Here is a 15,627-nt window from a genome sequence, read left to right as displayed (position 1 = left end):
TCATGGAGAAATTGCGATCCGTCTTGAGCGGAACTCCTTTTGCGAAGCAAAAGAGTGGGAGTGGTAGACGGAAATTGTCGCCATAAAAAATTCATCGTATCAAATTATTCAAGCTTCTCAGGGCTTTTCCGCTTTCTAAACTTTCCTGTGCAAGAAGAAGGCAGTCTTCATAGGTTCCGAATTTGTCGGTATGATGAAGGGCAACCGCTGCATTCGCAAGTACAACTGCATTCTGCTCAAAAGTTCCGTTTCCTTCCAGAATATTTCTGAAAATTTTTGCTGATTCATATGCTGTTTCACCAGCCTGTATGCTTTCGGGCAGTAAGGTGTTAAAACCTAAATCTTTCGTTGAATAAATTTCTTCGCTGTTTTTTGTGATCATTTTGCTGTCACTGGTTAAACTTATTTCGTCATAACCATCTAATCCATGCACTATGATGAATTCACGATCGTCTTTTTGCAGTAAATATTGATATATTCTTGCAATCTCAAGATTGTAAACACCAATCACCGAAAACTGTGGTTTTACAGGATTAACCAAAGGTCCGAGTAAATTGAAAAACGTGCGTAAACCTAGAGATTTCCGCAAAGCTACCACCGACTGCAATGCCGGATGAAAATACGGAGCATGCAGAAAACAGATGTTGGCATTTTCCAGATCGTAATTGAGTTCTTCTGAAGTTTTCTTGAACTGATAGCCTAACGCTTCCAATACATTCGATGAACCAGTAATTGCTGAAGCGCCATAGTTGCCATGTTTGGTCACTTTCTGTCCGGCTCCTGCAATCACAAAACTTGCTAATGTAGAAATGTTGATCGTATTTTTTCCGTCACCGCCTGTTCCTACAATATCCAGAGCGTCGCTTGAGTCAATGTCAACGGAAACGGCCATTTGTAGCAACGCCTGTCTGAAACCTTCCAACTCATTTAAGGTGATATTTCGCATCAAAAAAACGGTGATGAATGCAGTTACTTCTGCAGTATTGAATTTATTTTGAGCAATCTCAATCATAATCGCTTTTGCCTCAGATTTGGACAAAGTGTGATGGTTGAATAGATATTCTAGGATTTCTTTCATAATGGTGAGATTGGAGATTAATTTAAAAGAAAATTTTTCATAATTGCTTCTCCTTCAGGTGTTAAAATGCTTTCAGGATGAAACTGAACTCCGTGAACATCATAGGTTTTATGTTGTAACGCCATGATCATTCCGTCATTATCGATTGCCGTTATTTCTAGTTCGTCAGGGAAATTTTTATTATTTACAGCCCAGCTGTGGTATCTCCCAACCTCGATTTCTTCAGATAAGTTTTTGAAAAGTTTAGTATTCTCTTTAATTGTTTTAGAAGTTGTTGCCACACCGTGAAAAATCTCTGAAAGATTAATCAGGTTTCCACCAAACGCTTCGGCGATTGCCTGCTGACCGAGACAAACACCTAAAATACTTTTTGTTGGAGCATATTTTTTAATTAAATCCAATAAAATTCCCGCTTCTTCAGGGATTCCGGGACCTGGCGATAGAATGATTTTGTCATATTTTTCGATGTCGTCCAATGAAATTTCATCATTCCGGTAGACATCAACTTTATCATTTGTGATTTTTTCGATCATCTGGACGAGATTATAAGTAAAGCTGTCGTAATTGTCGAAGACCAATATTTTTGTTGATGGTTTATTTATTTCTGTTGTCATCGTTATTTTTTTACTAAATTTTTAATTGTTATCAGATGCTGAACTGAGGTCAAATATGCGACCTGGCTTGAGCGGAACTCCTTTTGCGAAGCAAAAGAGTGGGAGCGGAAGACGGAAATTGTCGCCATGAAAGTTCTAAACCAATTTTTCAGCTTTTTCAACAGCTCGTTTCAATGCATTCAGCTTATTGTTAACTTCTTCCAGTTCATTTTTGGGAACTGATTTCGCTACTAATCCTGCTCCGGCCTGATAAAACAAAGTGTTGTTTTTGCTTAAAAAGGTTCTGATCATAATGGCCTGATTACAATCGCCATTTAAACCAATCATCCCAATGCAGCCTCCGTAATAGCCTCGAGAATCTTTTTCATATTCATTGATAAGTTCAAGGGCTTTATATTTTGGCGCTCCGCTTAAAGTTCCCTGCGGAAATGTGGCAGAAACCACTTCAAACGGATTGGTATTTTCTTCTAAATCAGCAGTCACTTCGCTGACCATATGAATCACGTGAGAAAAAAGCTGGATTTCTTTCAGTTTGGTTACAGTTACATTTTTCCCAAGTTTTCCCAGATCATTTCGTGCTAAATCAACTAACATTGTATGTTCTGCATTTTCTTTCGAGTCTTTTTTTAAGGCCTCAGCAGATTTTAAATCGGTTTCAAAATCATTTGTTCTTTTAAAAGTTCCTGCAATTGGATGAATAATGGCTTTGTTATCTTTAATAATCAACTGACTTTCAGGACTTGATCCGAATAATTTGTAATTTCCGTAATCAAAAAAGAAAAGATAAGGTGAAGGATTGATATTTCTCAAAGCACGATAGACATTAAATTCATCTCCTTTAAATTTCTGCTCAAATCTTCTGCTTAAAACCAATTGAAAAACATCGCCTCTCATGCAGTGTTTTTGGGCAAGCTTGACCAATTCAAGATATTCTTCATCTGTAAGATTTGATGTTTCTTCATCTGTTTTTTCAAAAGGAAAAACAACAGAGTTTTTATTTTTGATTAAATTTTCCAAAGTGTACACCTCAGATTTTACGCCACTGATTTCGTTTTCTATTAAATGCATCTCGTCATTGTAATGATTGATAGCAATCACATACTGATACAATCTGTAACGAAGGATTGGAATTTCAACTTCTTTTGTTTGGGGTTTAAAATCAATTTTCTCAAAAAGCGGAACAGCATCAAAACTTGTGTACCCAAAAAGGCTCTGAGCGATTTCTTCTATTTTTTCATTGGTTTTTTCACATACAAAAACTTTGGAAAAATCATTAAGCAAATCAGTCACTTTGATGTTTTCTAAAGGTTTTTTTTCAGGACTTTCATTCGGAAATTTGATTTCAAACTCATGAAGATTTTTAATTTCAATTCCTGCAATTGCATTGATGGCAATAAATGAAAAGTTATTGTCTGTACTTTTAATATCCGAACTTTCAAGCAAGATTGTATCTCTGAACTTGTCGCGAATCTGAAGATAGATATTCATCGGTGTCTGAAGATCACCTAATGACTTTCGAGATGTTGTTTTTATATGAATTTTGTTGCTAAACATTTTGATAATTTTAAATTTTGACAAAAAAAAAGACTTCAACGAAATCGTCAAAGTCTATATATTTTTCTATAATATTCTAGTCGTAAATTAACAACAAGATAATAGCATCAGACCCGACGAAGAGTTTGAGTGCCACCACCAAAAATTGTTAGTTGTATTAAACATATGGCAAATGTAGATAATTTTTTAATATCACAAACAAAAAAAAGAATTTATTTTTTTAAGGCTTGTGCTTCTTTTTTTAAGTGATTAATTTTAGTTCTATACTCCACATTGTCATGTAATTTCAAATAATCTTCCAATGCAGAGATGTATTCTTCAATGAATTCTTTATTAGTAGGATCGGCTTCGTATTTTATTTTTGCGGAATTAATCGGTTCCTGTAGTTTGTACTGTTGAAGTTTTTTTCCTTCATCAGATTGCTGATACAGAATGACGATGTTTTTTTCATATCCGGGAATAAATTTTACAGGAAATTCTTGATCTGCATCGGGTATTTTAATCGCATTTTCAATGGGATAAATAGCGGCAGACATCGTCGAAAAATTGGTTTCAACATATTGACCATTTTGCTTCTTAACAATAGCTTCATACTCGTGGATATACTTATTATTCAACGTTGAATTGGTTTCAATATCTGAAGTCACAATTGCGGTGCTTTGCACACCATATGTGTTGAGGAACCATGCGTTAAGAAACTGGCTGGCTAACCCGTTTGCGATAGATAGTGGTATAATAAAAATCAGCAGCCAGAATTTTTTGGTGACAATGGATAAAAGTCCAAAAAACAAAATAAAAATCAGCACAGAAGAGAAACCATGGTGACTTAAAAAGTATAAAATTTTGGACAAAATAATCATAAACTCTATTTAAATAATGATACTTAAATGTAATCATTATTAATTAATATAATATTGTACAAATATGATTTAAAAAAGCCCGCAGTTCTCTTATTTCAAACTTTATTTTTATACTTTTGCCTTCAAATAAAATCATAAATCGGTGAATGAATCATTCGATTTTTAATTGCAAAAAATAATAATTAAAATATACCTATGAAAAAAGTATTAGCAATCGCATTTATCGGAAGTTTGTTCGCAGTAAGCTGTTCAAAGAAAACTGATAAATCATTACAGGACAGCAATACCATGTTACCAGAACCGGAAGCTGCTACCGTAGTAACTGATTCAACTGCCAAAACAGAAACTGCTCCGGCAACTGCAATTCCTGCTCCATCACCGTCTACAGATTCTACGGCATCAGCTAAATAATGAAAAAACTATTTTTAACAGGAGTAGTAAGTTTGCTTATTATTTCTTGTTCTAAAAAAGAAAATTCAGAGATACAACCATCATCAGATGCTTCTACACCTATCGCGACCAATATTTCGGGACAGAGTTTAATAGAGACATCTGACTGTATGGCTTGTCATAATGCTGAAGAAAGACTGATAGGACCTTCATACAAAGAAATCGCAGCAAAATATTCTCAAAAGGATATTGAATTGCTGGCTTCAAAAATTATTGAAGGTGGAAGCGGAGTTTGGGGAAGTGTTCCGATGCAGCCTCATCCTCAAGTGTCAAAAGAAGATGCTAAAAAAATGGTGGAATATATTCTTTCACAGAAAAAATAATTCATGGCCACCGAAAAATCAGTACTGCACACAAGAAATCTCCACCGAAATCCTTACGATTTTGAACAGTTGATTTCCTGTGTGCCGGAACTGAAACATTATGTTTTTGCCAGTGCTTACGGGAATTTAACTATCAATTTCAGTATTCCCAAAGCAGTAAAATTGCTTAACAAAGCTTTGTTACAGCATTTTTATCAGATTAAAAACTGGAATATTCCAGACGAAAATCTTTGTCCGCCCATTCCGGGACGTGCAGATTACATTCATTATATCGCTGATTTACTGGCAGGAAATTCTAAAGAAGTCCCGAAAGGTTTATCTGTAAAAGGTCTGGACATCGGAACAGGAGCCAATTTGGTTTATCCGCTGCTTGCACATCAGTCTTATGGCTGGGAAATGTTAGGAACAGATATCAATCAAAAATCTTTAGACAATGCCCAAAATATTTTGGATGAAAATCCGGACTTTTCTGAAAATATTCAATTGAAATTTCAGCCGGATTCAAATTTTATCTTTAAAAATATTCTTACTTCTAAAGATAAGTTTACTTTCTCCATGTGCAATCCGCCATTTCATGATTCTGAGGAATCTGCGTTAAAAGGTAACCTGAGAAAAACAAAAAATCTTAAAAATTCAAAAGTTCAAAAACCAAGTCTCAATTTCAGCGGGCAACAGGCTGAACTTTGGTGCGAAGGTGGCGAACTGGCTTTCGTCTCAAAAATGATTGAGGAAAGCGTTTTGTACTCTTCTCAAATTCTTTGGTTTACCTGCTTGGTTTCAAAAAAGGAGAATTTATTTAAATTAAATTCACTTTTAAAGAAAATAGGCGCTCTCGAAGTAAAAACGATTGATATGGCTCAGGGCCAGAAGGTCAGCAGAATTTTAGCCTGGACTTTTATTCCTAAAAACAGGAGAAATAGTTTTTGAGTGTAATTTTCTTTTTCGCCAGTAGTTTATCCTGAGCTTGTCGAAGGGGTTCCCTCTTTTTTGCTCGTCGTTCCTTCTCACAAAAAGAGCTCCACTCAAGTCGGGCTGCGATTTTGTAGCAATCAACTAAATTTTATCAGAGACTCAGCATACTACTTTTGCAAAATCTAATGGAAACACTTCCGTTCAAAATCGAAATCGAAATCTTGAAACATTTTTTGTTGAAGTATTTTGATTTAAGAACCTGAGTTATGTTAGTAAATTATTTTTCAATTATCAATAGGAACGGGTTTTAACCGGTTTTCTAATGAATATTTTGAAACTGGCTTTAGCCTAAACCTACTGTGAAGTTTTGGCTAAAGCCCTTTGATTCTGTAAATATACATCGAGCTAAAGCCCGACGCTATTGATTGTTTTTCAATAGATTGATAATCAGTATTGTTAAAGTTGATTCGGTTTAATAATTAAAAACCAAAATTTTTGAACATTATACCGAAAATCATCACATCTTCAATCTAATACGAAACTTTTGTGACTTTTGTGGTTTAAGTAAAATTCCAGTTTCATAAACGCTTAAATTTCCTTATTTTTGCAATTCGAAAAAATTGAATTATAATGCAATTATCAGAACAAGAAATCATTAGAAGAGAAAAGCTGAATAAGCTTGTTGACATGGGAATCAACGCATTCCCTGCAGAAGAATACACGGTTACAGATACTACAGAATCTATAAAACAGGATTTTTCTGAAAGTAAACAGGTGAAGATTGCGGGCAGATTGATGTCTCGCCGTATTCAGGGTAAAGCTTCTTTTGCTGAATTGCAGGATTCTACAGGGAAAATTCAGGTGTACTTCAACAGAGACGAAATCTGTACGGGAGAAGATAAAACTTTATACAACGATGTTTACAAACATCTTTTAGACATCGGTGATATCATCGGAATCGAAGGAGAACTGTTCACGACTCAGGTTGGAGAAATGACGGTTTTAGTGAAAAACTTTACACTTTTAACGAAAACTTTAAGACCACTTCCTCAGGCAAAAACTGATGAGAACGGAGTAGTGCACGATGCTTTCAACGATCCTGAATTAAGATACAGACAGCGTTATGTAGATTTAATTGTAAATCCTCAGGTTAAGGAAACTTTCGTGAAGAGAACAAAAATGTACACCGCAATGCGTCAGTTTTTCAATGATGCAGGGTATATCGAGGTTGAAACTCCGGTTTTGCAGGCGATTCCAGGAGGAGCGGCTGCTAGACCGTTTATCACGCATCACAATGCTTTGGATATTCCTTTATATATGAGAATTGCTAATGAATTATATCTGAAAAGATTGATCGTTGGTGGTTTTGACGGAGTGTATGAATTCTCTAAAAACTTCAGAAATGAAGGGATGGACAGAACGCACAACCCAGAGTTTACAGTAATGGAAATCTACGTTGCCTACAAAGATTACTACTGGATGATGGATTTCACTGAGAGAATGATAGAACATTGCGCCATCGCGGTAAACGGAACTACAAAAGCAAAGTTTGGAGATCAGGAAATTGATTTCAAGGCACCATATGCAAGAGTTTCAATGACGGAAGCGATTCAAAAATATACTGGTTTCGACATTACCGGAAAATCTGAGCAGGAATTGTTTGATTTTGCCAAATCTATCGGAATTGAGGTGAATGAAACGATGGGTAAAGGAAAATTAATTGACGAAATTTTTGGTGAAAAATGTGAAGGTAACTTCATTCAGCCGACGTTTATTACTGATTATCCTGTAGAAATGTCACCTTTAACCAAGAAACACAGAAGTCAGGAAGGTCTTACCGAGCGTTTTGAATTGATGGTTTGCGGTAAAGAAATTGCCAATGCATATTCAGAATTAAATGACCCAATCGATCAGAGAGAGCGTTTTGAAGATCAGTTAAAATTAGCTGAAAAAGGAGATGATGAAGCAGGACAATTTATTGACGAAGATTTCCTGAGAGCTTTGGAATACGGAATGCCGCCAACTTCAGGAATGGGAATTGGAATGGACAGATTAATTATGTTTTTAACGAATAATGCATCCATTCAGGAAGTATTGTTCTTCCCACAAATGAAGCCTGAGAAAACCGTTCCTCAAGTTGAATTGGGAGAAGATGAGAAAGTGATTCTGGAGATTTTAAATTCTCGTGAAGAGGTGTTTTCTTTAGCTGAAGTAAAAGAAAGAAGTCAGTTATCAGGAAAAAAATGGGATAAGGCTTCTAAAACTTTGACTAAAGGAGGTTTGGTGAAGGTCGAGAAGATTGATGAGAATGTTTTGATGAAATTGGCATAAAAACAAGTAAAATATAAATTAATTAAGAGCGGACTGAAAAGTCTGCTCTTTTCATTTTTAAGTGAATTTTTCTGTCGTAAACAATAAATCAGTATTTTTCCGTTTATTATAAAATCAAATAATGATGAAATACTTTGTGACACTTTTTATTCTTCTTTTTTGTTTTAAAATCGATGCACAGACGCTTACATCAATTTATTTTAAAAATAATTCTTTCGATTTAGATTCAGAATCAAAACAGAAATTAGACAGTCTCTCTCAGTTAAAATCGAATTTTACTTTTAGAATTTTCGGCAATTCCAATCCGCTTGGAAATGAAGATTTAAATAAGAAACTTTCTGAACAACGGGCGAACGCAGTCAGCGACTATTTGCAAATGCGAGTCGGCAAAAATATAAAGCTTTCGACCTCAGTTGGATTAGGAATTACAAAGCAGATCAACGATAACAGTACAGAAGATCTGCGTGCAAAAAACAGGAGAGTAGATATTTTTATTGAGCGATTATTTAATAAAGGAGAGAAGATTTCAAGGAAAGCACCTCCAAGTTTTCTTGATTCAAAAACCACAACAATGAAAGTGAAAGATACTTTTTCACTGCCTAATGTAAATTTTTTTGGAGGACGACATGTCTGGCTTCCAAATGCGAATACAAATTTATTTCGATTATATAAAATTCTGAAAGAAAATCCTGACTTAGAGGTTGAACTTCAAGGCCACATTTGTTGTGACTATGAAAATTTTGATGGTGAAGATGCAGATTTAGGAACGTTCAATCTTTCTTGGACGAGAGCAAATGCTATCAAAGAATATCTTTTAAAACAAGGCATAGCATCCGCAAGAATAAAGGTTATTGGATTGGGACACCTTAATCCGGTTGTATATCCGGAAATCACCGAAGCAGACAGGGTTAAGAACAGAAGAGTAGAGTTGGTTTTGTTAAAAAAATAATTTATAATCTGTTATTTTTAGCCTTAGTAAAAGAAAACATCAAATAAAATAAGAACGGTAAAATAAATAGTGATCCTAAAACTAAAGCCCATCCTAAAGCGGAAATGGTCTTCGGAGCTGCAATATGCTTCAATAAAGAAAGATGTTCGCCGTTATCTAACAAGATAATATCTGGATTGTGCTGATACGTTGCTGCTATCAAAATCATAATGATCTGAAATCCTGCTAAAGCCCTTACCGGAAGCAGTTTTCTATTATGCATCGCTCTTAAAATTAATCCTAAAGAAACCGTTGCAAATGAAATTGACATCACACCCAAAGGTTTGGAAAAAATCCATTTAGTTAAAGGAATTCCGGAAAGATAAGCCGCAAGAAAAACCAATAGTCCTGTGATCACCACAAAAATCATGGTTTGATGTGCTTTTTTAATCATTAAGCCTAATTCTAACTGGTCACTAGTTTCCCGTAAAGAAAAAATGGAAGCTAAATATGCACAGAGAGAAACGGTAAACAAACCTACCGCAACACCAAACCAATTGAGCCAGCTGAAAACATACAGACCTAAAAAGTTATTGGCATCAGGGTTGATCGATTGGGAAACAGTCGCAGCAGCAATTAAGCCTAAAAAAAATGGCGTTAAAAGACTTGCATAATAGAAGATCTGCGTATAAATAATCTGCCAACGGTCTTCCACTGCGTCGTAATGTCTGAAAGTAAATGCTGTTCCTCTGGCAATAATTCCTACCAACATCATCACCAAAGGAATGTGAAGATAAGTCGACATCGTCGTATAGATTTCAGGGAACCCGACAAAAAGAATGACAATCGCAATAATCAGCCACATGTGATTGGCTTCCCAGACTGGAGCGATTGACTCATACATTATTTTTTCGGTATATTTTCTGTTTTTCTTTTTGGTCATGAGTTCTACAATTCCTGCTCCGAAATCAGCACCGCCTAAAATCACATACAGACATACGGAAAGCCATAGAAAACCAATTACAACGTAGATCATGATTGTTTGTTTTTAGAGTTAAACTGCGCGTCAGTTGGGTCATATAGTTTAGGAACCATCTGTATTTGTCTTCTCAAAAGAAAAATGATAATTAATGATAATGAAATAAAAATAGCCGTAAAGAAGTAAAATGAATATTGAATCCCCGGCATTGGGGTTACTGCGTCTGCAGTTCTCATGATTCCGTAAATAATCCAGGGTTGTCTTCCGACCTCAGTGACTGTCCAGCCTGCTTCCAAAGCAATATATCCGAAAGGTGTTGCGAAAAGAAAGGTTTTCAGCAGCCAGTTTTTATTAAGCCAATCTTTTTTGAAAAAGAAAGCGTAGAGATACAGACTTCCAATGGAAATCATCACCACGCCAAAGAAAATCATCATCTGAAAAGCATAATGTACAACGGCGACAGGTGGCCATTCGTCTTTTGGAAAATCATTTAAACCTTTTATTTCTGAATTAAAATCATTAGTGGCTAAAAAGCTTAAAACTTTTGGAATTTTTAAAGCATAATTAATTTCACCTTTTTCTTCATCAGGAATTCCGCCAATCACGAAAGCTGCCCCTTTTTCAGTTTCAAAATGCGCTTCCATCGCAGCTAATTTTATTGGTTGTCTTTCTGCAACAGATTTTGCAGCAATATCACCACTCAGAGGAGCGCCGAAGGCCCCGATCATCGCAAAAGCAGCAGCGATTCGAAATGCTTTGGTGTGAAATTCAACATTCTTTTTTCTCATGATTAAAAAAGCATGGACTCCCGCAACAGCAAATCCGGTTGCACAAAAAGCAGCAACTGTCATGTGTAAAGCCTGCGGAAACCAGGCTTCATTAAACATTGCTTTTATAGGGTCAATATTAACGTATTCTCCATTAATATAATCAAATCCGGTAGGTGAATTCATCCACGCATTGGCAGCAACTACCAAGATTCCTGATGCTAATCCGCTTAAACCAACCAAAAATCCGCAAAACCAATGAAACCATTTGTTGAATTTATCCCAACCGTAAAGAAAAAATCCTATAGCGATAGCCTCAATAAAAAATGCTGTTCCTTCGAGAGAAAATGGCATTCCGAAAATCGGTCCGGCATGTTTCATAAAACCTGGCCAGAGCAATCCCAGTTCGAACGAAAGCATTGTTCCTGAAACGGCACCTGTAGCAAATAAAATGGCAACTCCTTTGCTCCAGGCTTTGGTAAGACCTTTGTAGATTTCATTTCCGGTTTTTAGATATTTCCAGTGGGCGAACGCCATCAGAAAAGGCATTACCATCCCTACGCAGGCAAATATAATATGAAAGCCTAATGAGAGTGCCATCTGTGCTCTTGCAGCAATGAAATCATCCATAATGTCAATTTTTCAGTTTAAAGTTACGGATAAAATCGCGCAAATTAATATGATTTAAAACATTGCAATCAATTCAAATCTGCATCGTAACTTTATTGGTTTTTTCCTCAGATTAGGCAGTTAAACTTTAGCATAAATTCTGATATTTTAAGAGGTAAATTACTTTCATAAGTCGAAAAAAATCACGATATTTGTAGGTCTTTGCATTAAGCAAATATTTCAATTTTAATATGAGTCAAAAACAATATACAGCTAGTAGTATCCAGGCATTAGAAGGCATGGAGCACGTTCGTCTAAGACCATCTATGTACATTGGAGATGTAGGAGTGAGAGGTCTTCATCATTTGGTTTATGAGGTAGTAGATAACTCGATTGACGAAGCTCTTGCGGGGCATTGTGATACGATTTTAGTTACAATACATAAAGGAGAAAGTATTTCTGTAAAAGATAATGGTAGAGGGATTCCTGTAGATTTCCACGAAAAAGAACAAAAATCTGCATTGGAGGTTGTAATGACCAAAATTGGAGCGGGTGGAAAATTTGATAAAGATTCTTACAAAGTTTCAGGAGGTCTTCACGGTGTCGGAGTTTCTTGTGTGAATGCACTCTCTACATTATTGATTGCTACAGTAAGCCGTGATGGTAAATTATATCAGCAAAAATATTCTGAAGGAAAAGCATTAGCTGATGTGGCTGAGATTGGTACAACAGACGAAAGAGGAACTGAAGTATTCTTTCAGCCAGATGGTACTATATTTCAGGAATTGGTTTATAATTATGACACTCTAGCAGCGAGAATGCGTGAGCTTTCTTTTCTGAACAGAGGAATTACTATTACTTTGGTTGACGAGAGAGAACCAAATGAAGACGGATCTTTTGCTTTTGAAGTTTTCCATTCTGAAGGTGGTTTGAGAGAATTTGTAGAATTTATTGACGGAAACCGTGAAGCAATCATGGAAAACGTAATTTTCATGGAAGGTGAAAGAGATGATATTCCTGTGGAAGTTGCAATGCGTTACAATACTTCTTTCAGCGAAAATCTTCACTCTTATGTTAATAATATCAACACCCATGAAGGTGGAACTCACTTAGCAGGTTTCAGACGTGCTTTGACGAGAACATTGAAGAAATATGCAGATGATTTGGGGATTCCTGCTAAAGAAAAAGTAGAAATTACCGGAGATGATTTCCGTGAAGGTTTGACTGCTGTAATTTCGGTAAAAGTAATGGAACCTCAGTTTGAGGGACAGACTAAGACTAAATTAGGAAATTCTGAAGTTTCTGGTGCGGTGGATAAAATCGTAGGGGAAATGTTGACGAACTTCTTGGAAGAAAATCCTAACGAGGCTAAAATCATCGTTCAGAAAGTTGTTTTGGCGGCGAAAGCAAGACAGGCGGCGAAAAAAGCTCGTGAAATGGTTCAGAGAAAATCTCCGATGGGAGGTTCAGGTTTACCTGGGAAATTATCTGACTGTTCATCAAAAGATCCTGCAGAATCTGAATTATTTTTAGTTGAGGGAGACTCGGCAGGTGGAACAGCAAAGCAGGGTAGAGACAGACATTTCCAGGCTATTCTTCCGTTAAGAGGTAAGATTCTGAATGTTGAGAAATCAATGCTTCATAAAGTTTACGATAATGAAGAAATTAAGAATATTTATACAGCGCTTGGAGTCTCTGTAGGAACTGAAGAAGATAGCAAAGCCTTAAATATGGCTAAGTTAAGATATCATAAAGTGGTGATCATGACCGATGCTGACATCGATGGTTCTCACATTTCTACTTTGATTCTTACGTTCTTCTTTAGATTCATGAAAGAAATGATCGAGAACGGGTATATTTATATTGCACAACCTCCTTTATATTTATTAAAGAAAGGGAACAAAAAAATATATGCCTACAACGAAAAAGAGCGTGAAGAGTTGACTTTAGAAATGGCTCCGGATGGAAAAGGTGTTGAAGTTCAGCGTTATAAAGGTCTTGGGGAAATGAACCCTGAGCAGCTTTGGGAAACAACATTGAATCCAGATCACAGAATTCTGAAGCAGGTAACTATTGATAATGCTGTAGAAGCAGACTCTGTTTTCTCTATGTTGATGGGGGATGAAGTACCACCAAGAAGAGAATTCATCGAAAAGAATGCAAAATATGCGAAGATTGATGTTTAAACATCTTTTAAAATATTATTTTCAAAGACTCCATTTTATGGAGTCTTTTTTTTTCTTAAAAAGATGATAATTCTCGTATTTATGAGATTTTTTTAACATTTTATTAAGATTTTTTATATTTTTGGAAAAATTAATAACCATGATGAAATTTCTTTGTCTAGGTGTCGTTTCATTGGCATCTGTTTACTATGCACAAGGTTATCCCGTTTCAGAAATCACTGATAATTTAAAGAAAAATGCAAGTGCTGTCATACGAAATGAAAATACTGTAGTTGAAATCAATAAAATTGATGAAATTATTTATAGAAATCTATCAGTAATCACAATTTTAAACAAAGATGCCATTAGTTTTTCTGTCCCTAAAATTTATTACGAAAAAGGAGATGTAATTTCAAATGTGAAAGTTAACGTCTATGATGAAAAGGGAGTAAAGCTAAAAAGTTTTTCAAAGAGTGACTTTACAGATATGGCGGCCAACTCTCAAGGAACATTTTATTCAGACAGCAGAGCGATGATTCTTCCTTACACGCCTTCTACATTTCCATACACAGTAGAATTTAGTTACGATCAGAAAGATCAGAATACTATTTTTATTCCGGATTTTACGCCATTTAATTCTTTTAATATTTCTTTGGATAAAAGTAGCTTTAAGATCATTAATAAATCAGGAATTAATCTCCGCTCCAAAATTTACGATTCACCATTCAAATATACTTCTGTAGCCCTTCAGGACAACGGAACCGAGAAAATCTATACCTATCAGAACGTTCCGGCAATTGATAATGTCGAATTGATTCCCAACCCGCAGAAAATTTTGCCGAAAGTGAGCTTTTCTCTCGATCAATTCAATTTAGTGGGTAAAAAAGGAAATATCACTTCATGGAAAGACTTCGGACTTTGGTATCACAATAATCTTTTGACTCCTGTATCTGTTTCCACACCACAAATCAAAGCTGAAATTGCTACGCTCAATTTATCAGGAAGTACAGAAGATAAAGTGAAAAAAATATTTCAGTACATGCAGAGTAAAACAAGATATATTTCTGTGGCATTGGGAATAGGAGGTTGGCAGCCGATGATGCCTGAAGAAGTTCAGAAAAAGGGTTATGGAGATTGTAAAGGACTTACCAATTACATGAAAATACTTTTAGATGAGGCTGGAATTAATTCTTACTATGCCATTATCAATTCAAATTCTTCACCTGTGAGTTTTGATGTTGATTTTCCTAAAATGGCTGGTAATCATGTGATTCTGGTTATTCCGACTGAAAAAGGGAACATTTGGCTCGAGAATACTTCGCAGGATATTGCCTACAACCATTTGAGTTACAGTACAACTGATCGTAATGTTTTAGCAGTAAAATCTACTGGAATAGATATTATGGAAACTCCTTCCTATACGGCTCAGCAAAGTAAGGAGAAGCAGATTTTGAATATTCAGATCAATCCGGATAAAACCATTTCGGGGAAGGGCAAGTTTTCTTATACAGGAAATCAATATGACTTTAATTTATCTTATGTCTCACTCTCTCAGAAAGATAAAAATGAAGCATTAAAATCAAAGTTTTCAAGTCTTAACTTCGAAAATGTGGAGATGAATAATTTTGTCAACAACAGAGATTTAGCTTCGATAGATTTTGATGTCAATTTTAAAGCAACCAATTATTCTAAAATGATGGGTGATAGTTTTATTTTCAGAGCTGTACCTATTTATTCTACGGGATTTTATCATACTGATGAGAACCGTCAATTGCCATTTGAAAACAGATTTTCTTATGAAGATGAGTATGAAATCGTTTATCAGATTCCTGCAAATTATGTGGTAGAAGAGATGCCGGAAAACGGTCTTCTTACTTCAGATTTCGGTACTTATCTTATTTCTTTTGAGAAAAAAGATGATAAAATTATTGTAAAAAGAAATGTGAATATTAAAAAAGGAATTTATTCTAAAGAAAAATACAACGATTATGTCGGTTTCAGAAAAAAGATAATGAATGCCGACAACTCAAAAATCCTAATTTCCAAAAAATCATAAG

The 15,627-nt window shown here is 35.5% G+C and carries 13 protein-coding genes; 7 read left to right on the top strand and 6 right to left on the bottom strand.

From position 1 onward, the window contains the following. Positions 1-91 precede the first annotated feature (91 nt). The 4 genes from trpD to AR685_RS04875 form a co-directional block, all read right to left on the bottom strand. Positions 92-1,078: an anthranilate phosphoribosyltransferase gene (trpD, locus tag AR685_RS04890; protein ID WP_059123898.1), complete on the bottom strand. Its 987-nt coding sequence runs from the start codon at positions 1,076-1,078 to the stop codon at positions 92-94. 17 nt (positions 1,079-1,095) lie between these two features. Continuing rightward, positions 1,096-1,692, bottom strand: a complete 597-nt coding sequence (locus AR685_RS04885; RefSeq protein WP_059123897.1) for an anthranilate synthase component II — start codon at positions 1,690-1,692, stop codon at positions 1,096-1,098. Between the two features lie 135 nt (positions 1,693-1,827). Further along, a complete protein-coding gene (locus tag AR685_RS04880; protein WP_059123896.1) occupies positions 1,828-3,246 on the bottom strand; it encodes an anthranilate synthase component I family protein in 1,419 nt (472 codons plus the stop codon). A 212-nt stretch (positions 3,247-3,458) separates the two neighbouring features. After that, the gene (locus tag AR685_RS04875; RefSeq protein ID WP_059123895.1) at positions 3,459-4,106 is read right to left on the bottom strand and encodes a hypothetical protein; all 648 of its coding nucleotides are present in this window, start codon (positions 4,104-4,106) and stop codon (positions 3,459-3,461) included. Positions 4,107-4,301: 195 nt separating this feature from the next. Here AR685_RS04875 and AR685_RS04870 point away from each other — a divergent pair, with 195 nt between their 5' ends. The 5 genes from AR685_RS04870 to AR685_RS04850 all read left to right on the top strand — a co-directional run bounded on the left by AR685_RS04870 (position 4,302) and on the right by AR685_RS04850 (position 9,071). Beyond that, the gene (locus AR685_RS04870; protein WP_047442822.1) at positions 4,302-4,517 is read left to right on the top strand and encodes a hypothetical protein; all 216 of its coding nucleotides are present in this window, start codon (positions 4,302-4,304) and stop codon (positions 4,515-4,517) included. Then, complete coding sequence (locus AR685_RS04865) at positions 4,517-4,879, top strand: c-type cytochrome (protein WP_047442823.1); 363 nt, start codon at positions 4,517-4,519, stop codon at positions 4,877-4,879. The genes AR685_RS04870 and AR685_RS04865 overlap by 1 nt, the downstream gene beginning before the upstream one ends. Positions 4,880-4,882: 3 nt before the next feature. After that, complete coding sequence (gene rlmF, locus AR685_RS04860) at positions 4,883-5,806, top strand: 23S rRNA (adenine(1618)-N(6))-methyltransferase RlmF (RefSeq protein ID WP_047442824.1); 924 nt, start codon at positions 4,883-4,885, stop codon at positions 5,804-5,806. 615 nt (positions 5,807-6,421) lie between these two features. Continuing rightward, positions 6,422-8,122, top strand: coding sequence for a lysine--tRNA ligase (lysS, locus tag AR685_RS04855; protein WP_047442825.1), 1,701 nt, complete (start codon positions 6,422-6,424; stop codon positions 8,120-8,122). A 121-nt stretch (positions 8,123-8,243) separates the two neighbouring features. After that, on the top strand, positions 8,244-9,071 hold the full coding sequence (locus tag AR685_RS04850; protein ID WP_047442826.1) for an OmpA family protein: 828 nt from the start codon (positions 8,244-8,246) through the stop codon (positions 9,069-9,071). A gap of 1 nt (position 9,072) precedes the next feature. On the opposite strand, the gene AR685_RS04845 is transcribed toward AR685_RS04850, so the two are convergent. Both AR685_RS04845 and AR685_RS04840 read right to left on the bottom strand, forming a co-directional pair. Then, positions 9,073-10,086, bottom strand: a complete 1,014-nt coding sequence (locus tag AR685_RS04845) for a cytochrome d ubiquinol oxidase subunit II (protein ID WP_059123894.1) — start codon at positions 10,084-10,086, stop codon at positions 9,073-9,075. After that, a complete protein-coding gene (locus AR685_RS04840; RefSeq protein WP_059123893.1) occupies positions 10,083-11,426 on the bottom strand; it encodes a cytochrome ubiquinol oxidase subunit I in 1,344 nt (447 codons plus the stop codon). The genes AR685_RS04845 and AR685_RS04840 overlap by 4 nt, the downstream gene beginning before the upstream one ends. 230 nt (positions 11,427-11,656) lie before the next feature. Here AR685_RS04840 and gyrB point away from each other — a divergent pair, with 230 nt between their 5' ends. Both gyrB and AR685_RS04830 read left to right on the top strand, forming a co-directional pair. Next, entirely contained in the window at positions 11,657-13,591 is a 1,935-nt protein-coding gene (gyrB, locus tag AR685_RS04835) for a DNA topoisomerase (ATP-hydrolyzing) subunit B (RefSeq protein WP_047442829.1), read from the top strand. A gap of 139 nt (positions 13,592-13,730) precedes the next feature. Further along, entirely contained in the window at positions 13,731-15,626 is a 1,896-nt protein-coding gene (locus AR685_RS04830; protein ID WP_047442830.1) for a DUF3857 domain-containing protein, read from the top strand. Position 15,627 lies beyond the last annotated feature (1 nt).

This window comes from Chryseobacterium sp. JAH (genome assembly GCF_001507335.1).
GTDB lineage: Bacteria > Bacteroidota > Bacteroidia > Flavobacteriales > Weeksellaceae > Chryseobacterium.
Note: the sequence above shows the minus strand (reverse complement) of the source record. Positions and strands in the feature narration are given on the sequence as shown.